General features: G+C 47.0%; 20 protein-coding genes and 1 riboswitch. Of the genes, 12 read left to right on the forward strand and 8 right to left on the reverse strand.

The window, feature by feature from the left end; translation table 11 throughout:
- Positions 1–4: 4 nt before the first annotated feature.
- Complete coding sequence (locus tag D3D03_RS09395; RefSeq protein ID WP_119923417.1) at positions 5–1,162, reverse strand: ArgE/DapE family deacylase; 1,158 nt, start codon at positions 1,160–1,162, stop codon at positions 5–7.
- Between the two features lie 165 nt (positions 1,163–1,327).
- Positions 1,328–2,149: an SDR family oxidoreductase gene (locus D3D03_RS09400; RefSeq protein ID WP_026831642.1), complete on the reverse strand. Its 822-nt coding sequence runs from the start codon at positions 2,147–2,149 to the stop codon at positions 1,328–1,330.
- 147 nt (positions 2,150–2,296) lie between these two features.
- On the opposite strand from D3D03_RS09400, the gene D3D03_RS09405 reads away from it, so the two are divergent.
- Positions 2,297–3,169 carry a hypothetical protein gene (locus D3D03_RS09405; protein ID WP_119923418.1) on the forward strand — a complete coding sequence of 291 codons (873 nt, stop codon included), beginning with the start codon at positions 2,297–2,299 and terminating at the stop codon, positions 3,167–3,169.
- Between the two features lie 83 nt (positions 3,170–3,252).
- A complete protein-coding gene (gene htpG / locus D3D03_RS09410; protein WP_119923419.1) occupies positions 3,253–5,118 on the forward strand; it encodes a molecular chaperone HtpG in 1,866 nt (621 codons plus the stop codon).
- A gap of 84 nt (positions 5,119–5,202) precedes the next feature.
- Here htpG and D3D03_RS09415 read toward each other — a convergent pair whose 3' ends face one another.
- Both D3D03_RS09415 and D3D03_RS09420 read right to left on the reverse strand, forming a co-directional pair.
- Positions 5,203–6,786 carry a Na+/H+ antiporter NhaC family protein gene (locus D3D03_RS09415; RefSeq protein WP_026831645.1) on the reverse strand — a complete coding sequence of 528 codons (1,584 nt, stop codon included), beginning with the start codon at positions 6,784–6,786 and terminating at the stop codon, positions 5,203–5,205.
- A 106-nt stretch (positions 6,787–6,892) separates the two neighbouring features.
- Positions 6,893–7,068: riboswitch (Lysine riboswitch) on the reverse strand.
- Positions 7,069–7,198: 130 nt separating this feature from the next.
- Entirely contained in the window at positions 7,199–8,986 is a 1,788-nt protein-coding gene (locus D3D03_RS09420; protein ID WP_119923420.1) for a type I phosphomannose isomerase catalytic subunit, read from the reverse strand.
- Between the two features lie 148 nt (positions 8,987–9,134).
- Here D3D03_RS09420 and D3D03_RS09425 point away from each other — a divergent pair, with 148 nt between their 5' ends.
- The 5 genes from D3D03_RS09425 (at position 9,135) to D3D03_RS09445 (ending at position 13,384) form a co-directional block, all read left to right on the forward strand.
- Positions 9,135–9,431, forward strand: coding sequence for a PTS sugar transporter subunit IIB (locus tag D3D03_RS09425; protein WP_026831646.1), 297 nt, complete (start codon positions 9,135–9,137; stop codon positions 9,429–9,431).
- Between the two features lie 5 nt (positions 9,432–9,436).
- On the forward strand, positions 9,437–9,766 hold the full coding sequence (locus tag D3D03_RS09430; protein ID WP_035387549.1) for a PTS sugar transporter subunit IIA: 330 nt from the start codon (positions 9,437–9,439) through the stop codon (positions 9,764–9,766).
- Positions 9,767–9,781: 15 nt separating this feature from the next.
- The gene (gene celB / locus D3D03_RS09435) at positions 9,782–11,119 is read left to right on the forward strand and encodes a PTS cellobiose transporter subunit IIC (RefSeq protein WP_119923421.1); all 1,338 of its coding nucleotides are present in this window, start codon (positions 9,782–9,784) and stop codon (positions 11,117–11,119) included.
- Positions 11,120–11,149: 30 nt separating this feature from the next.
- Positions 11,150–12,571, forward strand: coding sequence for a glycoside hydrolase family 1 protein (locus D3D03_RS09440; protein ID WP_119923422.1), 1,422 nt, complete (start codon positions 11,150–11,152; stop codon positions 12,569–12,571).
- A gap of 84 nt (positions 12,572–12,655) precedes the next feature.
- Positions 12,656–13,384, forward strand: coding sequence for a GntR family transcriptional regulator (locus tag D3D03_RS09445; RefSeq protein WP_026831650.1), 729 nt, complete (start codon positions 12,656–12,658; stop codon positions 13,382–13,384).
- Between the two features lie 61 nt (positions 13,385–13,445).
- On the opposite strand, the gene D3D03_RS09450 is transcribed toward D3D03_RS09445, so the two are convergent.
- A complete protein-coding gene (locus D3D03_RS09450; protein ID WP_119923423.1) occupies positions 13,446–14,189 on the reverse strand; it encodes a uracil-DNA glycosylase family protein in 744 nt (247 codons plus the stop codon).
- Between the two features lie 151 nt (positions 14,190–14,340).
- Entirely contained in the window at positions 14,341–14,670 is a 330-nt protein-coding gene (locus D3D03_RS09455) for a heme oxygenase (protein WP_119923424.1), read from the reverse strand.
- Positions 14,671–14,752: 82 nt separating this feature from the next.
- Here D3D03_RS09455 and D3D03_RS09460 point away from each other — a divergent pair, with 82 nt between their 5' ends.
- The 5 genes from D3D03_RS09460 to D3D03_RS09480 all read left to right on the forward strand — a co-directional run bounded on the left by D3D03_RS09460 (position 14,753) and on the right by D3D03_RS09480 (position 19,905).
- On the forward strand, positions 14,753–15,385 hold the full coding sequence (locus D3D03_RS09460; RefSeq protein WP_119923425.1) for a methyltransferase: 633 nt from the start codon (positions 14,753–14,755) through the stop codon (positions 15,383–15,385).
- A gap of 40 nt (positions 15,386–15,425) precedes the next feature.
- The gene (locus tag D3D03_RS09465; RefSeq protein ID WP_119923426.1) at positions 15,426–16,307 is read left to right on the forward strand and encodes an ABC transporter ATP-binding protein; all 882 of its coding nucleotides are present in this window, start codon (positions 15,426–15,428) and stop codon (positions 16,305–16,307) included.
- A complete protein-coding gene (locus D3D03_RS09470) occupies positions 16,304–17,110 on the forward strand; it encodes an ABC transporter permease subunit (RefSeq protein WP_119923427.1) in 807 nt (268 codons plus the stop codon). The genes D3D03_RS09465 and D3D03_RS09470 overlap by 4 nt, the downstream gene beginning before the upstream one ends.
- 144 nt (positions 17,111–17,254) lie before the next feature.
- Entirely contained in the window at positions 17,255–18,328 is a 1,074-nt protein-coding gene (gene rlmN / locus D3D03_RS09475; protein WP_026831656.1) for a dual-specificity RNA methyltransferase RlmN, read from the forward strand.
- A 131-nt stretch (positions 18,329–18,459) separates the two neighbouring features.
- The gene (locus tag D3D03_RS09480) at positions 18,460–19,905 is read left to right on the forward strand and encodes a DEAD/DEAH box helicase (RefSeq protein ID WP_026831657.1); all 1,446 of its coding nucleotides are present in this window, start codon (positions 18,460–18,462) and stop codon (positions 19,903–19,905) included.
- Between the two features lie 44 nt (positions 19,906–19,949).
- On the opposite strand, the gene D3D03_RS09485 is transcribed toward D3D03_RS09480, so the two are convergent.
- The gene (locus D3D03_RS09485; protein WP_119923510.1) at positions 19,950–21,260 is read right to left on the reverse strand and encodes an NAD(P)/FAD-dependent oxidoreductase; all 1,311 of its coding nucleotides are present in this window, start codon (positions 21,258–21,260) and stop codon (positions 19,950–19,952) included.
- A gap of 75 nt (positions 21,261–21,335) precedes the next feature.
- Positions 21,336–21,971 carry a nitroreductase family protein gene (locus D3D03_RS09490; RefSeq protein ID WP_119923428.1) on the reverse strand — a complete coding sequence of 212 codons (636 nt, stop codon included), beginning with the start codon at positions 21,969–21,971 and terminating at the stop codon, positions 21,336–21,338.
- Positions 21,972–22,004 lie beyond the last annotated feature (33 nt).

The following is a 22,004-nucleotide window of genomic DNA, read 5'->3' on the forward strand; positions in this document are numbered from 1 at the left end:
TTTTTTAGGTATATGAATGGAGCGCTAAACGCGTGCACAACTCGATCGTTTCTTCATATTCCGATAAAGGAATGGACTCATCGATTTGGTGCGCCAGCCGGAAATCGTGGAAAGAAGCAACGGCAATCGGGAAGCTTCGGGCGGCCTGACTGAACATGGCGCCGTCTGTTCCTCCAGGAATCGCGACGCGTCGTGTCGGCTGACGTCGAATGGATTCCATCGTTGTTGCGACGACATTCAAGAACGGGTCCTCGGAATCAGTTTCACAGGACGGAATCTCTTTGATGACAGTGACTTTCATCGAAAAGCTGTCGTCCTGTTCACGCAGACGTTGATTGATTTCTTCCAGTGCGGCTAAGACCTGTTCCCGTCCGAATCCGGGAATCGTCCGGATGTCCATATAAAATGCAGCTTGGCTCGGAATGACGTTTGGACCTTCACCGCCCGTAATGGACGTGATGGAAGCGACGACCGGACCGAGCTCCGGATGACTGTGAGTGGTGATCGTAAACCGGTCGGATTTGATTTCTCGAATCACACGATACAGATCATCGATGGCGTTTTGACCGAGTTGGGGCGAAGAGCTGTGAGCGCTTTTACCCGCACACGATACTTCCACGCCGACGACTCCTTTTTGGGCGTACCCGAGAAAACCGCTTGTCGGTTCCGTGATCAACAGAGCGTCCAAATCATCTGCGTCACCACGTCCTGTTAAATGACGGGCCCCGGTCATCCCGTTTTCTTCGTCGGATGTGATCAACAATTTCAGATGGTTTGGTAAGTCATCCCGTTGGTTTAATTCAAGCATCATGCTGACCATTGCCATGACACCGGATTTCATGTCGGAGGCGCCACGCCCGTAGATGCGTCCTTGCTCGATTTCGCCGCCGAACGGATCCTTTGTCCACTCGCTGAGTTGAACAGGCACGGTATCCAGATGACCCGAGAAGCCAATCGTTTTTGGGTGAACGGCCGAAACTCCGGCTTGGATCGTTGCGACGAGACAAATCCGTTTAGGTGACACCTCGATCCATTCCGTCTCGATTCCGTTCGATGTCAGTAAATCATAGACGTACGCGGCGACGTTCTCCTCCCCGTCGAGTGGATTGGTGCTTGGAATTTGTAAACAACGTTGTAAATAAGTAATCGATTCTGTAAGCATAGTTTTTCCCCCTTTGTTTTACTTTTCCCGTTCAAAAGTAGTTCAGTGAGGTAAACTAATGCCCAAAACATTTAAGCGTCTCGAATTTCTTAGGGTCAAACCGTTCAAAAATGAACAAAAAAAGCACGGCTCCACAAGTAGGAACCGTGCTGAAAAAACCGTCGCTTATTCCGCGTCTGTTTTCCATTTATCATCGATTAACATTTCACCCGGCCACGTATAGGCCATGATACCGCCGTCAGCCGTGATGTCTTCACCCGTAACGTACGAACTGTCATCTGAAGCGAGGAACAAGGCAACCGTTGCCATCTCACGCGGTTTACCGAGGCGACCGAGTGGTGTGATCCAAGCATTGGCATCACGGAACTGCTTTCCTTGATCTTCTTCTTTTCCGCCGACGAGTGTATCGATGAGCGGCGTTTCGATTGTTCCCGGCGAAAGCGAGTTGACGCGGATGCCTTCCCGGGCATAGTCGATTGCCATTGCGCGTGTGAAGTTGGCGATGCCGCCTTTTGCCGCGTTATATCCGGAACGATTCAAGTCGGCCGCACGTCCTGACATCGATGACGTGTTGATGATTGATCCGCCGTTTTTCAGCATCAATGGAATGACAAACTTACTCGTCAAGAAAGTCCCCCGTAAATCGACGGCGATGATTTGGTCAAACAGTTCGATCGGATATTCATGGACTTTCCCGCCTTGCTGATCAATCCCGGCATTGTTGAACAGGACATCAACCGTCCCGTATGTAGACGCTAAATGGTCTGCGAGTTGTTTTACGCTGTCGACTTGTGAGACGTCGACATGAACCGCTTCTGCTTTTCCACCGGCCTGCTCAATCTGTTTGACGGTTGCTTGTGCTTTTTCCAGATCAACATCCGCACAGACGACGGTCGCTCCCTGTTCTGCAAAGACGAGTGCCGTTGCCTGGCCGATTCCTGTCGCCGATCCGGTAATGACTGCTACTTTATTCTCAAGTCGTTTCATAAAAAATCTCCTCCTGAAAAGTGATGTCCGATTTTGTGCTTTACCTTATGAAACATTCCCTCCGCGAATCGAGCTAAACCCATCGAAGTGTCTAACGTTCTGGAGGAACGGGAACATCAGAAAACAGGAAAGCGCAAAACGAAAGGAATGAGAACGCTGACATCAGAGCAACGGGAACATGCAAAAAAATTATTGACGGAAGCCGTGCAGCACCAAATGGAGTTGGAACGTGGACCGATGCGAAACGAATTGATTGAGGGAACGACACCCGTCTTATGGTTTGGTGACGTCTCGAAGAAAAGCTGGTTGACGGTTGCGACGAATCCGTCAGCCGGACAATTTTTGAATAAGGAAGGAACAATGCGTTTTGATTCGACGGGTCCGTTCTTTTTACTTGAGCCGGATATGTCTTTAGAGACCTATCTAACGGAGCAACACGTTGAACAAACGATCCATAAGTTTAATCACTATTTCCAACAACCGGATGTTTATAAGACATGGTTCGGAAAGGAACAGGGTGGAAAACTGGAAGGATTCTTAAATGGATTTGGGGCGTCCTTTTATGATGACGCTCTTTTTTCGGTCATCCATACGGATTTTTTTCCGTTCCCGACCAGACGCTACATGGGGACGATTTCGATGCGGCAAGATCTCGAACAGACGGACTTTGGACAAACTTTTTTGAAAAAGCTGCTGCCGCTGTTTTCCCTGCATGGCATCATTTTACTCGGACGTGAGCATACGGACCGTTTCCGGAAACTGGATCCAAGCATCACGTGGCAAGAACCCGTCGCGTTGACCGATTATCCGGATGCCGTCGTCGAATTTGGTTATTCCGCTGCATTCGGGATTCCGGTCATCGGACTTCACTTTAAACCAAGCGAACAGTTCCTTGGTCTAGGCAGTCGTCCTGACGAAAAGGGCCGGAGTCACGGAACATACGGTTCGACAAAAGGACTGCGTGATATCGGACGGCAGGTGCGGCAAAAACTTGATGCACTCGATGAATTGGAGGATTGACAGTCGTTTTTGTATCCGTAATAATGGAAATGAATTAGCACTCTGTCTTATAGAGTGCTAAAAAATACATGGGGGTATCGAAAATGGAAACGAAACAATTTAAAGCAGAATCCAAGCGATTGCTCGAAATGATGATTCATTCCATCTACACACACAAGGAAATCTTTTTACGTGAGTTGATTTCGAACGCCAGTGACGCAATGGATAAGATTTACTACAAAGCGTTGACGGACGAGACGATTACGTTCGACAAGGATGCTTACAAAATTACGATTCAGCCGAACCCTGAAACACGTCAACTGATTTTGCGTGATACAGGAATCGGAATGACAAAAGAAGAGCTCGAAGAAAACCTCGGAACGATTGCCAAAAGCGGATCGCTCGCCTTTAAGGCAGAAAATGAATCACAAGACGGTCATGATATCATCGGACAGTTCGGCGTCGGTTTTTATTCCGCCTTCATGGTCGCCGATACTGTGACGGTCGTCACGAAACCGTTTGGCAGTGACGTCGCTTATAAATGGGAGTCACACGGAGTCGACGGGTATACGATCGAAGAGGTCGAAAAAGAGACCGTCGGAACAGATATCACACTCCATATCAAAGCCAACGAAGACGAAGAGAACTACGATGAATACCTGGAACCGCACCGCCTGCGGAGTATCGTCAAGAAATACTCGGACTTCATCCGTTATCCGATCGAGATGGAGGAAACGGAACAACGTCCGGTCGACGGATCAGATGAAACAGAGACGGTCACAGTCATGAGAACGGTCAACAGCATGGTCCCGATCTGGCGGAAAAACAAACGGGAGCTGACGGATGAAGACTACCGTAACTTCTATCAGGAAAAACGTTACGGATTTGATGCGCCGATCAAACACATTCACATCAGTGCCGATGGAGCCGTCCGTTATCAATCGATCCTGTTCATTCCAGAACAGCCTTCCTTTGATTATTATTCAAAAGAGTTCGAGAAAGGGCTGGAACTGTATGCGAACGGCGTCTTGATCATGGAAAAATGCAGTGATCTGTTGCCGGATCATTTCAGCTTCGTCAAAGGGATGGTTGATTCAGAAGACTTGTCGCTCAACATCTCGCGTGAAATGCTGCAGCACGATCGCCAGTTGAAGTTGATCGCCAAAAACATTCAAAGCAAAATCAAGACACAACTCGAGGCATTGCTTCGCGACGACCGGGAGAAATACGAGATGTTTTATCAAGCCTTTGGCCGTCAATTGAAGTTCGGTATCTACAATGATTACGGCATGCAAAAGGATACGGTGAAAGACCTCGTCCTGTTCCATTCAGCAAAAGAGAAAAAACTGGTGACGCTCGCAGAATACGTCGCCGCGATGCCGGAAGACCAGAAGTACATCTATTATGCATCAGGGGAGAGCACGGACCGGTTGGATAAATTGCCGCAGTCGGAGCTCGTCAAGGACAAAGGATTCGATATCCTATACTTCACGGAAGAGATTGATGAGTTTGCGATTCAGATGCTTCTCAATTACGACGGAAAAGAATTTAAGTCCGTCACGAGCAGCGATCTCGGCATCGAGCAGACGGATCAAGCCGAAGCGACGGAGACACAAGTCGAGATGTTCAAAGCGATGCAGGACGTACTGGCAGGACAGGTGAAAGAGGTCAAAGCTTCAACACGTTTGAAGTCACATCCGGTCTGCTTCGCGACGGATGGTGCGGTTTCAATCGAAATGGAGAAAATCCTCAAATCGATGCCGAACAACCAAGATGTCGCAGCCGTGAAAATCCTCGAATTGAACACGTCGCACGATGTGTTCCAAGCGATTGAGACGGCTTATGCCGAGGATCGTCCGAAATTCGAACGGTATACTAAACTGATGTATCAACAAGCGTTATTGATCGAAGGATTGCCGATTGAAGATCCGGTCGCCTTTGCGAACGAAGTCTGCGCGTTGATGGTCTGAACAAAAAAGCCATAGCAAAAAGCCGGATCCGATGTAATCATCGGTCCGGCTTTTTGAATAGAATGATCGTTTCACAGACTTCCGTTATTCCGAACGAAGTTGCGACGGGACTTCACCGCGTCGTGAAAGAACGTTTAACATGACGAGGAAGATCAAGAAGGCGACAAGCGCACCGATGAATCCGAACACAGACGAACCGGTGACACCGAGCACGAGGTATCCGACAGCCGACGTTGCGGCACCGATCAACGCGTACGGTAATTGTGTCGTGACGTGATCGATATGGTGCGATCCGGCACCGGTCGAGCTGAGAATCGTCGTATCGGAAATCGGTGAACAGTGGTCACCGAAGACGGATCCGGCAAGGACTGCTGCAAGTGTTGGCAACAACAGACTCGGCTCAACCGCCATGATGAGGTCAGCACCGATTGGTAACATGATACCGAATGTGCCCCAACTTGTTCCGGTTGAGAATGCCATGATACTCGCGATTAAGAACAACAGGAACGGCAGATAAGAAGCGGGAATGGATTTGCTGACGAAACTGGCAAGGTAATCCCCGGTCTTCATGTCGCCGATGACAGCGATGATCGTCCAAGCGAACAATAGAATGACGACCGCCGGCCACATCGATTTCATTCCTGCCCAAATGCTGATGCGGTAATCACGTGCCGGAATCTTCCGACCGATCAACATCAAGAAGGCAACGATTAAACTGATGACGACACCTGCAACAAGAGAACGTGTCACGTCCGTTGATTCGAAGGCACCAATCAATGTAAAGGGACGATCGTCAGCGGCAAGCGCTTGAGCACCCGTCCAAAGAAGAGCTGTGACGGTCGCGATGACCAATACGATAATCGGGACGACCAAGTCACGGACTTTTCCATTATCGTGCTCTTTGACCTCTTCCGCCATTCCCATCGGAGTACCTTTGTTGGCGTCAAACAACTCACCTTGTAAAGCACGCAATTCATGCGTCCGCATCGGTCCAACGGCAATTCCCGTATAGGCGATGTAGAGTGTCAGCAACAAAGCGAAGATGGCATAGAAGTTTAACGGCACAATCATCATGAAGGCACTGAACGCTGAGTAATCGGTGATCGAATGTGTCGTCAAGATCCCGGCGATGATCGAGATGATGAAGGCACCCCAGCTGGATAACGGACTGATGACACAGACCGGTGCAGCAGTTGAATCAATGATATACGCCAGTTTGGCCCGTGAGACACCGCGGCGGTCCGTTAACGGTCGACTGACGTTTCCGACGGCAAGACTGTTAAAGTAATCATCGATGAAGATTAAGATACCTAAGCCGAAAGCGGCGAGTCGGGCGCCACGCGCCGTCTTGACGTGTGTTGTTGCCCATTCGCCGAAGGCACGGGCACCACCTGATGTTTGAATCAGTGTCGACAAGACACCGAGTAACAGTAAGAAGACGAGTAATAAGACGTTCCATTCATTTAAAGCCCCGTCTGCCCAAAACAGACTGAAGATATTTTTCCCGAGATAAACAACGGTATCGATCGGATTGAAGCTGTGAAGCAATAACGCTCCGACTAAAATACCGACACCGAGTGAGATGACGACTTTTCGTGTAACAATCGCCAAGACGATGGCGATGACCGCCGGCGCAAGTGCGACGATGGAATCTGAATAGTTGACCATGATTGTGGTTCCTCCTCCTTTTTTAGAAGATGAGACCCGTTGCACAGAAAAAAAGCAAGGGCACCGGCAACAAAGCCGACACCCTTGCTGGATGCGTCTTTCTTAGCCGAATTGGAGCGCTCCATACAACATACGTATGGCAATCGAACGGGTATTTCCCAATTCGACCAGCTTCGTCACGTCTGACACATGACGATACTTCGGCGGCATCACCTTTCGTTGATCGTCATTGTTGTCATCCTCAGATCAAGTACTCATTAAGACCGCGCCTCTACCTCATCGATAGAATAGTCATATTCTTTTCATAAGAAAACCTTATCATATTTCAGAAAATAGTTTCAAGTCTGTTTTTTTATCATGTAGGATTTTTTGCTTATAAAAAAAGAGAGGATTCATCCACTATACGGAATCATTACAGGTGGGCGGCGCCAATTACGCCGGCATGACCCTGCAGTGTTGCCAACCGAATGTTGATGTTAGGACGAAGTGACGGATAAACACGTTCTTTGACAGCCGCTAACAGTTGTTCCCAATACAAATCAGCAGATCCTGTAACACCCCCGCCGATGACGATGACGTCCGGATCGACCGTATGAATGATATTAGCCAGACCCGTCGCTAAATACGCGATGAAACGGGTTCTTTCCTCCTGATCTTCTAATAATGTGACAATCGAGGATGTTTGTTTCTCACGTGCCCGTAACTGAAGCGCGGTTCCACTCGCTAAGCCTTCGAGCGAACCTGTATTCAGTACAGGATGTGGAGAACCGGAGAACTCAATGATGGTATTACCGATTTCACCCGCACATCCATTGGCGCCCCGAATCAATTGTTTTTCATAAACGTAACCACCGCCGATTCCTGTGCTGACAGTCACGTAATAAACCGAGGAGAAGTTTTTCCCGGCACCAAAAAGTGCTTCGCCAAATGCGGCTGCATTGGCGTCATTTTCAAGAGATACAGGGACATCAAATGCAGAGTGTAAAGGTGCTGTCAGGTTGACGCGTGTCCAACCCGGAAGGTTGGGAGGCGAGAGGAGGCACCCTGTTTTGGCATCCAGTGGACCGGGTGCAGCGATTCCGATTCTTGTGATGTCAAATTCCTGTTTGAACAGTTGAATGGCGTACTTGAGTTGATTGATTGTATTCGCCGGGCCTGCTGAAGGATGAGTCGGAAAAGAAAGTTGTTTGACCACTGTTTCTTGATCGATGGCGGCGACACGCGTTTGTGTTCCTCCTAAATCTACACCAATTTGCAAGGGGCGTTTCGTGTGAGAAGAAGGACCGGTCAACAACACAAGACCGTTCCCTGAAATCTTCTGTTCTGTCTGTGCGGGCAAAAGAATGGTTGCACCTGCTGTGAACTGATCATGGTTCAGACGAATCGTTCCTTCGATTACGGTGATGACTTGGAAAAAGGAACGTGCCGGAATCGTATGACGATCTCGAACGGTCCATTCTTCTACAAAAAAGTAAGGGGTATGAGTCAATGATTTTTGAAACGGAGAAAGCTGTACAGGAGGTTCATGGTAGTGAAAATGCGGAAACTGAATGACTTGCCGAGCCTGTTCCAAATGGAGTGGCCGCGGAACACCTGCAGAGTCAAGGCGGTCATAATCATATAACCGATAAGTCGTATCCGAATTTTGCTGAATTTCGAGTACGACGCATCCCTTGGTCAAGGCATGAACGGTCCCTGCCGGAACGTAGAGAAAATCGCCTTTGGAAACAGGCACATATTGAAGATAGTGCTGGAGGATTCCTTCCTCTAACGCCTGATCAAATTCAGCTTGTGATTGAAACGTGTGACCATAAATAATGGATGCATCCTTGGGACAATCGACGATGTACCAACACTCATTTTTTCCGAATGGCTGCTGTTCAAGGCGTTGGGCATCTGTATCGTTCGGATGAACCTGTACGGATAAATGACTGGATGCATCAATCCATTTCATCAATAACGGGAACTCGGAAGAAGTGTCCATCCCGAAAATTTCAGGGTGATTTGACCACAATTCCTTTAAAGAAAACCCGGAAAATTGACCGCATTGAACCAGGGTCACTCCATTTTCATGACTAGAAAGTGTCCAAGCTTCTCCTGTTTTTTGATCATCTGATATGACAAAACCATGCTGTTTAAGCTGCTGACCACCCCAAATACGTTCTTTTGTAAGGGGTTTGAAAACAATCGGCTCGTTCATGCATACTCCTCCTTTGATCTGTTATCAAAAACAACTCTACACTTTTAAAAAATAAAAATAAACAAAATAATTATCAAGTATAGACATGAAAGGATAAATCCGTATAATCAAAGTTGTAAGCGATTTCAAATCAGAGAGGATGTTTGGAATGAAAAAAATCATGTTAGCGTGCAGCTCAGGGATGTCGACGAGTATTCTTGTGACAAAAATGCAGGAACATGCAAAAGGAATCGGAGAAGAAGCAAAGATTTGGGCGGTGGGTCAAGATCAAGCGATGAAAGAAATCGAAGGAGCAGATGTCATTTTGATTGGACCACAGATGCGCTTTTTATTATCAAAGTTTCAACAAGCAACAGATAAGCCGGTCGAAGTCATTGACATGATGGCGTACGGAATGGCTGACGGGAAAGCGGCCTACGAACAAGCCGTAAAATTGATGGGGTGAATGATATGCCAACTAACGAACAGACGATGGAGCAAGTGGCCTTCATGATGATTTTGCACAGCGGAAATGCAAGAAGTACGATTCGGGAAGCGATTGAAATTTATAAAGACGGGTCGTTTGAAGAATTCGAGCATTTGTTATCAGATGCGCGTGCCCAGTTGCAAGAAGCGCACCAGGTTCACTTTGGGCAAGTTCAAAAAGAAGCAAACGGCGAACCGACGACACTGTCACTTTTGTTGTTGCATGCAGAGGATCATTTGATGTCGACACAAACCATGCTTGATTTAACATCCGGACTCATTGAATTGATGGAACACAAGTTTTCTAAAAAATAAAAAGGAGTGTTCGAAATGACTGAGAATAGTAAGTGGTTTGATCTGTTGAGTCGTTTCTTGATGCCGATGGCGGCATTTTTAAATAACAGTCGTTACCTGCAGACGTTACGCGATGCATTCATGCTTGCTTTTCCGATTACGATGTTTGGTTCTTTGGTCGTCGTCGTGGCGAATCTACCGTTTCTCGATAAATTCATGTCACCCGGTGTACTCGATGCATTCAAGACCTCTCTTGGAAATGCACCATCGGCGACCATGGGAATCATGTCATTGTTTGTTGTCTTTGGAATCGGCTATTATCTTTCAAAAAGTTATGACGTAGAAGCCGTATTCGGTGGAGTCATCGCCCTTGTTTCCTTTTTATTACTCACTCCTTTTTTTGTCGCAGTAGAGAACGTCGCCGATCCTGTTGGAAACGTCATTCCATTAGATCGTCTAGGGGCTAAAGGAATGTTTCTTGCCATGATCACCGGATTTTTAGCAGGAGAAATTTATCGGTTCGTCGTTCAAAAAAACTGGACAATCAAAATGCCGGCCGGTGTTCCGACAGCCGTTGCCAAGTCTTTTTCAGCGCTCGTTCCAGCATTGTTGACACTTACGATTTTCCTCGGAATCAATATCGCCGTCACCTCTCTTTTAAATACCAATTTACACGATCTCATCTTTAACCTCGTTCAAAAACCACTTGTCAATTTAGGGAATGGACTCGTCCCGACATTGATTGCGATTTTCTTTGTTCAATTGTTTTGGTTCTTCGGTTTACACGGACAAGTCATCGTCAATTCGGTCATGGATCCTATTTGGAATACGTTATCTTTAGAAAACCTCAACGCGTACACTGCGAATGGAGAACTTCCGAACATCATCAGTAAACAGTTCATCGAAATCTATACGGTGGGGATCGGTGGATCCGGTTCGACGCTGGCAGTTGTTGTTGCGATTCTATTATTTATGCGTTCCAAACAATTAAAACAAATCGGAAAGCTTTCGATTGGACCAGGTGTCTTTAACGTAAACGAACCGATGATCTTTGGTCTTCCGATCGTCATGAATCCTTTGATCATGATTCCGTGGATTGTCGCGCCTTTAATTACTGTGACCGTCACTTATTTTGCCATGTCATCCGGTCTTGTGCCGCCTCCGACGGGGGTCGCTGTTCCTTGGACGGTGCCGATGTTCATCAGCGGCATGATGGCAACGAATTCTCTGGCAGGCGGTTTATTACAGCTCGTCAACTTCGCAATCATCATGGCAGTTTGGTTCCCATTCCTCGTGTTCATTGATCGCTTGAACTTGAAAAAGGAACGTGAGGAAGCAGATTCGATTAAAGAGAAAAACGAACAGATCGGTTGAGTGAAAACTTATAGATAGGACGTGGATGCGATGAACCAGACAGAAAACATGATGACTCAGACAAAACATTACACTTTTCCAAGCGACTTTTGGTGGGGGACTGCCGCGTCGGCGACACAAATGGAAGGTGCTGCTTATGAAGACGGAAAAGGACCAAACATCTGGGATTATTGGTACGAGCAAGAACCGAATCGCTTTTTTGATGGTGTGAGTGCGACAGTCGCATCAAATTTTTATCATCAGTATGAAGAAGACATCGCCTTGATGAAAGCGTTGGGACATAACTCATTTCGGATTTCGATTTCCTGGTCACGGCTTTTTCCGACAGGAGAGGGGGACATTAATCCGCTGGCAGTCAATTTTTACAATCGTGTCATCAATGAACTGATTGATGCTGGAATTGAACCCTTCGTCAATCTGTATCATTTCGATATGCCGTTGCAATTGCAGCAAAAAGGCGGTTGGGAAAATCGTGAAGTCGTCACGAGTTATGTGGAGTATGCCAAAACATGTTTTGAATTATTCGGTGATCGGGTTACGAAATGGTTCACCCATAATGAGCCGATCGTTCCTGTAGAAGGTGGGTATCTCTACGATTTCCATTATCCGAACGTCGTTGATTTCAAACGGGCTGTGCAGGTCGCTTACCATTCAATTTTATCAAGTGCATTAGCCATTAAAGCGTATAAAGCATCTGATTTAAAAGGAAAAATCGGCATCATCTTGAACCTGACACCTTCTTATCCAAGAAGTCAGAATCCGGCTGATCTGCAAGCCGCTCATCTGGCAGATATTCTCTTTAATCGTTCATTCTTGGACCCGTCCGTTCTCGGTACATTCCCGGATGAATTAGTCGACTTATTAAAAACGCAAAAAGCATTACCGCATGTTGAAGAAGGGGATCTGCAAACGATTGCGACTTATACGGTAGATGTACTCGGCATTAATTATTATCAACCGAGACGTGTCAAAGTGAAGGAACATCTCCCGAATCCGTCTGCACCGTTTATGCCGGAACATCTCTTCGATTATTATGAAATGCCGGGACGAAAAATGAATCGTTACCGCGGCTGGGAAATCTATGAAAAAGGAATTTATGATATTTTAACGAATTTACGAAAAAATTATGGCAATGTGGAATGCTTCATTTCTGAAAATGGGATGGGAGTTGAAGGGGAAGAGCAGTACCGGGATGCAGAAGGAAGTATCCAAGATGATTACCGGATTAACTTCATAGCAGAGCATTTGAAGTGGCTTCATTTGGCGTTAGAAGAAGGAGCAAACGTCAAAGGGTATCATCTATGGACGTTCATGGATAATTGGTCATGGAGCAACGCATATAAAAATCGTTATGGATTCGTCGGAGTGGATCTGGAAAATCAAACAAGAACAGTCAAGAAGAGTGGATATTGGTTTAAACAGTTAATTGAAGATCAAGGTTTTGAAAAATGACCCGAAAGGTAATCAAGGCATCTCTAGCCTTGATTATCTTTTTTTGTTATATTATTGATATATGTCTATACATGGGGTGATATCATGTCTACAAAAAAACAACCGAAGTATGAAAAAATTGCAGATGAACTTCGGAAAAGAATTCTTAATGGAGGATATGATGTTGAAGAGGCCATGCCTGATGAGATTCAACTGGCAAAAGAATTTGAAGTAAGCCGTATGACCATGAAACGTGCGCTTGAAATTCTTGTACTAGAAGGAATCATTTATCGACAACGCGGACAAGGAACCTTTATCCTGCCGTCTAGTTTTTCGCAAGGAAGAATCAACGTCCTAAATAAAGAATCACAAGGGTTAACAAAAGTACTCGGCGAACGGGCAGTCAAAAGCGAAGTTTTACAATTTGAAGTGCGGTTCCCCGAGCCGGAAGTCGCACGGCATCTAATGATCGAAAAAACAGATCCGGTTTATGAAATACGACGTGTCCGTTACGTGGATCATGAACCTTACGTGATTGAACATACGTTTATGCCGTCTTCTTTAATTACAGGGTTAACAAAAGATATATTGGATAATTCAATTTATCAATACATCCAAGAGGTGCTTGGTTATACGATTACAAGTTCCCATAAAATGATTCGGGCCGACAAGCCAAATCAGTGGGACCGTGAATATTTGGGAAACGAGGAAACCGATCCGGTCATTGAAGTGGAACAGGTTGTTTTTCTTGGAAATGGCAAACCGTTCGAATACTCCTTTTCCCGGCATCGTTACGATAAATTCGTATTTACTTCTGTTCATATCGGCAGATAAATCAAACAAGCAAACTAATGGTTTCAGTAGTGACACTGAGACGATAGTTTGCTTGTTTTTTTTAATGCTTATAAAAATACTTCTCGAGTTGCTTCATCAAATAATCCTTATTTTCTTCAAATTGCCGCTTCCGGTGTCCGTTCGCACCGGATGGGTGGGGGAAGCCGAACAATACGGTGTGCTTCTTGATTCGTCCTTGATGGAGCAACGTCCGGACCGTCGACTCGACGACCCGTCCGAACGGGACCAGGATGACCGGATGGGGTAACTGATTCAGCTCAGCGGCAAAATGTTCATACGCATAGTGTTGCAATAACGGGCTTCGGTCAATCTTTGGTTGATGTCCCGTATAGTTTTTATCGCGGTAAAAAACCGGATGTCTGAGGATGGAAGTCATGTGCAGCAGTTCCTGATGGGTATGGAATAAAGCAGCTGTTGAAGGAATTTCAAGCAACTGATTTAAACCCAGTTCATCCAGCATCACGGTCAGGTTGCGCCGCATCGGTCCAGCGAAACTGGCGCTGTATTTGACAATCTTTGAAGTCTCTTCGATGGTCGCGCCATGGTGAAACGCGTCGGCGGCTTCTTCATAGGCAATCCGCATCTGTTCAAATCCGGGGGTGATCCCGATGAAGACGATCTTCGCAGAACGATTGATGTATTCTCCGATCGGTGAGTAATAAACGGATAACTCGTGATCCTGTTGTAATAAGAAACTATCCACGCACAAGTCTTGGCGCGTCAAGGACCGATCAATCGGTAAATCGCGAATGACCCGTTCAAAAATAGATAATGAATTCAGCATGATAAGTCCTCTCTCTTTCTGTATTGGACTTATGATAACAAATAATGGTATTACATACAATTTACACCCATATCAATATAGTAAGGGGTGTCTGAAGGATCAAAAAACCTTGCGACCAAAGTGGAAGCAAGGCAGTTGTATAAATGGATGATCAAGAAATTCGTTCTTTGACAGAAGCGACTTCATACGTGATGATTTCACTTCCAAGCATCGGCGATTCTTCTTGTTTGCCGTCCGTCTGGGCAGGCCGTTTATGGGACGCTTTGAAATCGTCACTGTTGCGCCACGCTTCAAAATGTTTCATGTCTTCCCAGTACATGTTGACGTTCATTTCATCATGTTCTTCGAGTCCTTGCGTCAACAGCACTTCGACCCGAACAAATCCTTCCATCGAGTCGAGACCGCTTGGACGCGTGAAACGTGGGGCAAGTGCGGCCGCCATCCCTTTTTTGACCTTGATCCGGTTCGTCACAACGATCATACAAACATCCCCTTTTATCGAGTTACGTACTTCTTAAGTATAGTACGATGGACACAACAATGCTTGAAAGAAGGAATCTTAGATGAATGAAAAAGAGTACGAAGAACGATTGCGAATCGAGACGATTGATATCCAACACCTCTACAACGCCTTTAGTCACTACAACCGCTATGAACCGACTCCTTATGCGGCGCTTGAGGAGCTGTGTTCCGTTTATCCGTTTAATCAGACCGATACGGTGGTCGATTTCGGATGCGGCAAAGGACGACTGAATTTTTATCTGCACGATCGGTTTGATTGCTCCGTCATCGGTGTCGAGATGAACGGTCAATATTATCAGGACGCGCTCACGAATCAGATGGCGTATACGAAAAAAATGAAGAGGCGGCGGGGAAGCATCCGTTTTGAGCAGACCTATGCAGAAGCGTACCCGATTCCCGATGATGTCACGAAATGTTATTTCTTTAATCCGTTTTCTGTGCAAATCTTCATGAAGGTCGTGGACAATATCTTAGCCTCGATTGAACGCCGTCCGAGACCGGTGGATTTAATTCTGTATTATCCGGCAGACGAGTACCGGTATTTTTTAGAGCATCAGACGGTATTTGAGCAAGTCGACGAAGTTCGGCTGAAAGAATTGTTCGACAAAAACCATGACGAACGGTTTGTCATTTATCGGACTGATTTGTCCCAAGAAGTGCCAAAACGGGTATAAGGTACTAACGACGATCTCCAAAAGAAGTGAGGCGATTGGGATGATTCACTTGGACCACGTGACGAAGAAATTTGCCCCGAAACGAGGATTGTTTGACGTCAGTTTTACGGTGGAACCGGGGATGGTGTTTGGTTTCATCGGACCGAACGGTGCCGGAAAATCAACCGCCATCCGGCAATTGATGGGATTGATTCAAGCAGATACGGGACGTGCGACGATTGGCGGATTTGATTGTTGGGATCAATCGGAAGAGGTCAAACGTCTGGTCGGTTATTTACCGGGAGAAATCAATCTGCCTGGCGACTTCACCGGAGAACAGGTGTTGCAGTTGATGCAAAAATTGCATCACAGTTCGCCGCAGCGACAGCAGGAGTTGCTCAACCGGTTTCCGTTTGAGACGAAAACCAAGATTCGAAAGATGTCAAAAGGGATGAAACAAAAACTGGCTTTGGTCGGCTGTTTCATGAAGGATGCCCCGGTCTACCTGCTCGACGAGCCGACGAGCGGGCTCGATCCGCTGATGCAGGAACATTTTTTAGACTTGATCGACATCGAACGGCAACGCGGAAAAGCGATTTTGATGAGCTCACACCATTTTCCGGAGATGGAAAAATCGTGTGACCGTGCTGCCCTGATCAAAGAAGGACGAATCATCGTGGAAGCGGACATTCATGAGCTGGTCCGTTCGAGTCGGAAACAATATACGATCGAATTTGGACTCGAGGCAGAGGCGGAACAATTTGCATTGCAGATCGGCAGTCAACGACTTCAGAATCAGGTCTCGTTTGTCACGGGTCACGAACTGACGTTAAATCAGATCATTCACCTGTTAACAGCGTACGATGTCCGGACGATTCAATCGTCAGCGGATGACTTGGAACATGTCTTCTTACATTATTACGGTGAGGAGGGATCATCATGATGACCATCATTTGGTCGTTGTTGAAACACAACGGAAAACCGATCACGGCGTATGCGATCGGCACCAGTCTGTATTTGTTGATGCTTGCGGCACTCTACCCCTCGATGATGAAGACCGGATTGCTCGAAGCGAAACTTCAAGCGTTGCCGCCGGAAGTCTTAAAAGCTTTTCAATACGACAAGGTGACCGGTTTTGATAATGTGCTTGATTTACTTGGCGGGAATTATTACGGGCTGATCTTTCAAATCATCGCTTCCCTGTTCTTGTTATCGCTTGCCGCCCGTCTGCTGGCACGACCAATCGATAATGGCGAACTGATTTTATACTTGGCAGCGCCGATTACCCGGCATCAATATACGGCGGCCGCCATGATCGTGATGATGCTCGCCAGTACATGCCTGGTAGTATGCAATACGCTCGTCTTGCTGCTCGCGGACTGGTTTGTTTCCGGAGTGTCGATTGATGGACTGACCTTGATTCGTTTTCAAGTGAACGCACTGTTGTTACTGTATGCCATTGGTGGATTCACGTTGTTTATTGCCACCTTGTTTGATGATGAACGGCGTGCTTTTTCGATTGCCGGCAGTGTCCTTGTCCTGTCGATTGTCTTGACGATCGGATCCGGTCTCAGTGAAAAAGTGGAATGGATGCGTTACGGCTCGATTTTCAGTCTGTTCAACACCCAACAATTATTAGAAGGAACTGATCAGTTTTTGATCCACCTTCTGATCCTTGCGAGTATCAGCCTGATTTTCCATGTCGGGGCATTTTTGAGTTTTCGGAAACGAAGTTTGTCGATTTGACACAACTGGACCGGAAAATAAGCCAAAGAAGACGCGGAAATTTACAGAAAGTGAACATTTAGGATTTGAACGTTGCGTAAGCGGCTGATTTTTACTAAGATAAAGGAATGTTATAGTTCTGGAAAAAGAAATGAGGTCTCACTAATGAATAAACCATCCATTTATGGATTAACACTTGAGCAGATGACGGAATGGTTATCGCATCAAGGTCACAAACCGTTCCGAGCAAAACAAGTTTGGGATTGGCTCTATCGTAAACGTGTCACTACTTTCGCAGAAATGACGAATGTCAACAAGGATTGCCTTGAGTTGTTAGATCAGAGTTTTGCGATTAATTCGATGACAGAAGCCGTGAAACAAGAATCAGCAGACGGAACAATCAAGTTCCTCTTCAAATTGTATGACGGCAGTTTGATTGAAACTGTTTTGATGCGTCACAAGTACGGACTTTCAGTTTGTGTCACGACGCAAGTCGGTTGTAACATCGGCTGTAGTTTCTGCGCGAGTGGTTTGATTAAGAAGAGCCGCGATCTCTCTGCTGGAGAAATCGTCGAGCAAATCATGAACGTTCAGCATCACCTCGATGCAGTCGGAAAAGAAGAGCGTGTCAGCCACGTCGTCGTCATGGGTATCGGTGAGCCGTTTGATAACTTCGATAACATGGTCGATTTCTTGAACGTCATCAAGGATCACAACGGTCTTGCGATCGGTGCGCGTCACATTACAGTTTCGACAAGTGGACTCGCAGATAAGATCTACAAATTCGCAGATCTAAAACTTCAAGTCAACTTGGCGATTTCATTACACGCGCCAAACAACGAACTCCGCACACAAATCATGAAAATCAACCGTGCGATTCCGCTCGAGAAATTGATGCCTGCCATCGATTACTACGTCAAGACGACGAACCGGAAAATCACGATTGAGTACATTCTCTTACGTGGTGTCAACGACCAAAAAGCTCAAGCGATCGAGCTTGCGAAATTGTTCGAAGACAAACGCCACTTGACGTACGTCAACTTGATTCCATACAACCCGGTTGATGAGCACGGTCAATACCAACGGAGTACGTCGGAAGACATTTCTACGTTCTATGACACGTTGAAAAAGAACGGTCTCAACTGTGGTGTGCGTCTTGAGCACGGTACGGATATCGACGCGGCATGTGGTCAGTTACGCAGTAAACAAATCAAAAAAGATACAGTTTCAGCAAAATAAGCAAGTCGAGCTTCCCGCCAACAGGTGGGAAGCTCTTTTGACGTCCTGTCGAAAGTAGCGCATAATGAGAGGTCACGTCTGATTCACTAATCACACTTTACAATAAACTATAAAATAAATGAGGTATTCTTATGTCTAAAAAACCATTTACGGATTTTCAACTCAGTGCACCGATTCTAGAAGCGATTGAACAACTTGGTTACCATACGCCGACGGATGTCCAACAAGCGGTCATACCGGTCGCTTTGTCAGAAAAAGATATCATCGTCAAATCCCGCACCGGCAGCGGAAAGACGGCATCTTTCGGGATTCCGCTCTGTGAGCTCGTCGAGTGGGAAGAAAACAAACCGCAAGCCCTGATCTTGACGCCGACACGCGAACTTGCACTGCAAGTCACGGAAGATGTCATGAACATCGGACGCTACAAGCGGATTAAAGCGACAGCCGTCTTCGGAAAACAGCCATTCCGCGGACAAGTGGCGGAACTGAAACAAAAGACGCATATCGTTGTCGGGACACCGGGTCGTGTGCTCGATCACTTGGAGCGGGGCACGTTATCGCTTGAAAAGGTCAAGTACCTTGTCCTTGACGAAGCGGACGAGATGCTCAACATGGGCTTCCTTGATCAAGTCGATACGATTCTCAAACAGTTGCCCAAACAACGGACGACGATGTTGTTCTCAGCAACATTCCCGCAAGACATCCATCAGTTAAGTGACCGGTACATGCAGTCACCGAAAGAAGTTGAAATTACGACGAAGGCAACGGAAATCGCCGAAATCGAACACAGTTATATCACAGTAACCGACAAAACGAAGTTTGCGATTCTGAAAGACGTCACGGTCGTCGAAAATCCGGATCGCTGCATGATTTTCTGCCGGACAAAAGAACACGTCGATTTCGTTGCCAAAGGGTTGGCCTCGATGGATTATCCGGTCGAAAAAATTCACGGCGGGATGGAGCAGGATGAACGCCTCGCCGTCATGAAAGCATTCCGGGCCGGTGAGTTCCGCTATCTCGTCGCGACGGATGTTGCAGCACGGGGAATCGATATCGAGAACATCACGCACGTCATCCAGTACGACATGCCGGTCGAAAAAGAGAGTTATGTCCACCGGACGGGCCGGACTGGGCGCGCCGGAGCACTCGGAAAAGCGATCAGCTTAGTAACGGAGTCGGACATGCGTCGTCTGCGTGAAGTCGAACAGTACCGCGGTGAGGCGATTGAAAAACGTCAGGCACCGACTGAGCGGGAATTGATTCGGACGGCGGATGCGTTTGAAGAGAAAATTACGACGGCAGACGTCCGGGCCTCGAAAACGGAGCAACTTAACGCGGATATCATGAAGCTGTATTTTAACGGCGGGAAGAAAAAGAAACTGCGTGCCGTTGATTTTGTCGGAACGATTGCGAAAATTGAAGGCATGACCGCTCAAGACATCGGGATCATCACGATTCAGGATACCGTCACGTATGTGGAAATCCTGAACGGAAAAGGTCCACTCGTCTTGCGGGCAATGAAGACGACAAAAGTCAAAGGCAAACAGCTGAAGGTGTATGAAGCGTTTAAAAAATAAAGTGCACTGCACGTTCAACCAGCCGTCTTAAGGGAACTTATCTCTTAGGACGGCTGTTTTTGTGTCAGGTGTTGTCCAAGATACAGTCCGCTCGCAGCGGCTTGCGACAACGAATGCGTCACACCGGAACAATCGCCGATGGCATACAGTCCCGGGATGTCCGTTTCAAAGGTGACAGACGTCGACAGCATCGGAGCATAAAATTTTCCGTCCATGCCGTACAGCAGTGTGTCGTTTGAGAGCGGCGTATCGAGTAACTGCTCAAGTCGTTCCAGAAATTCCAACAAGACCGTGATGTCCGTGCCCGGGACTTCCTCGATCAGATTCCCCGTTGTCGCTTCAAGTGTCGGGCGCACTTTGTTTTCGGCGAGAGCACCTGACTGCGTCGAACGACCGGTCCGCAAATCCCCGAGTCGTTGCACGACAATCCGGTCTGTCCCTTGATTGATCTGTCCGATGACGGAAGCGGCATAATGATTCGCTTCTTCGAGTGTCGCAAAGTAGCGGGGTAAAAACAGCGTGAAGTTCAAGTTGGTCGTGCCGGAATGCTGTTCGCGGAAGTTTTGCCCGTCCGGCATGACGAGACCTTCCTGATGTTTGCGGATGATCCGTCCTTTCGGATTCATGCAATATGTAACGGCGGTCCCTGCTGCTGACGCATAGGCCAGTTTTGTTTCGAACGTGTCCTGTAACAACGTCCGGAATGCCGTTTCTTCCATCTCGATCCGGATGCCGAGGTCGAGACGGGTTTTGCTTTGAGCCAGACCTAACAACTGAAGTTGCTCCTGCATCCAGGCAGTACCGGAGCGTCCGGTCGCGAAGACGACGCGTTGACTCGAAAATGTTTCGTGTTCAGTTGTGAGCAGAAATCCGTCTGTTTGCCGTTCGATTGTCGCAACAGCCGTCTCAAAACGAAAGATGACGTGTTCGTGAAGTGCGGCTTCGAGCCGTCTTAAAATCCGTTCCGATAGTGCGGTCCCTAAATGCCGGACCGTCGTTTCGATTGTCTCAAGACCGGCCACTTTGGCCCGATCAGCTAAAACGGGATTGGACGTGGAGTACGACTCGACTTGATCTGCTCCGTAGCGGCAAAGGAGCGCATCGACTTGGTGCATCAAGCGGAGCGTCGTCTCTGCTCCAAGTTTCTCGGCGAGTTCACCTCCGAATCCGGCAGAATAGTTGTATTTTCCTTCTGATTTACCGAGTCCACCAAAACCGAGGTAGGCTTCCTGTTTCGTCCGTTGCGCAAGTGGTTTTCCGGCATCGATCAACAGAACCGTCTGTCCCTGTTCCATCAGTTCATGGGCTAAAAAGATTCCGGCGATCCCGGCACCGATAATCGTGACATCATACATCATTTGACCAGCTCCTTTTGGTCAGTATACAAAAAAACCGGATTCCTGTTGAGGAATCCGGTTGGTTGTTTGTGATTATTTCCAGTCTGTGATGTCGTTGATCGGCAGACGAACCGATGGGTAACCAGCGTCAACTGCTTTTCCGATCGAAAGGAGCATGACAGGAAGGTAACGGTCTTTCTCCATACCGAAGGCTTCAGCGATTTGATCTTTTTCGTAGCCGCCGATTGGGTTTGTATCATAACCGTGCGCACGTGCCACAAGCATCAATTGCATTGAAACGAGACCTGAATCGATCAAGATGCTGTCGCGAAGTGTCTCTGTATCTTCCGGGCTGTAGAAGCCTTTGATGGCAGGAACTTGGCGGTCACGGACTTCTTGCGGCATCAAGCCTTTTTCGACAGCCATATCATAGATTGTATCGATGCTGTCGACTGCATTCATATCACCGAAGACAGCGATGACAGCAGATGATGTCTCGACTTGCACTTGGTTGAATTTAGCGAGTGGTGCAAGTGTCGCTTTCCCTTCAGCACTGTCGATGACGAGGAAACGCCACGGCTGCATGTTGACTGAAGAGGGAGCAAGTGTTGCTTCTTCAAGAATTTGTGTCATTTCTTCTTTAGAAATTTTGACGTTCGTGTCGTAGTTCCGGATTGAACGGCGTCCTTTAACGATTTCCATAAAGTCTGTAGTTGTTTGAGTTGTCATAGTAATAATCTCCCTTTTTGTTTGTTCTCTATT

The organism is Exiguobacterium sp. RIT452 (genome assembly GCF_003598705.1).
Classification (GTDB): domain Bacteria; phylum Bacillota; class Bacilli; order Exiguobacteriales; family Exiguobacteriaceae; genus Exiguobacterium_A; species Exiguobacterium_A undae.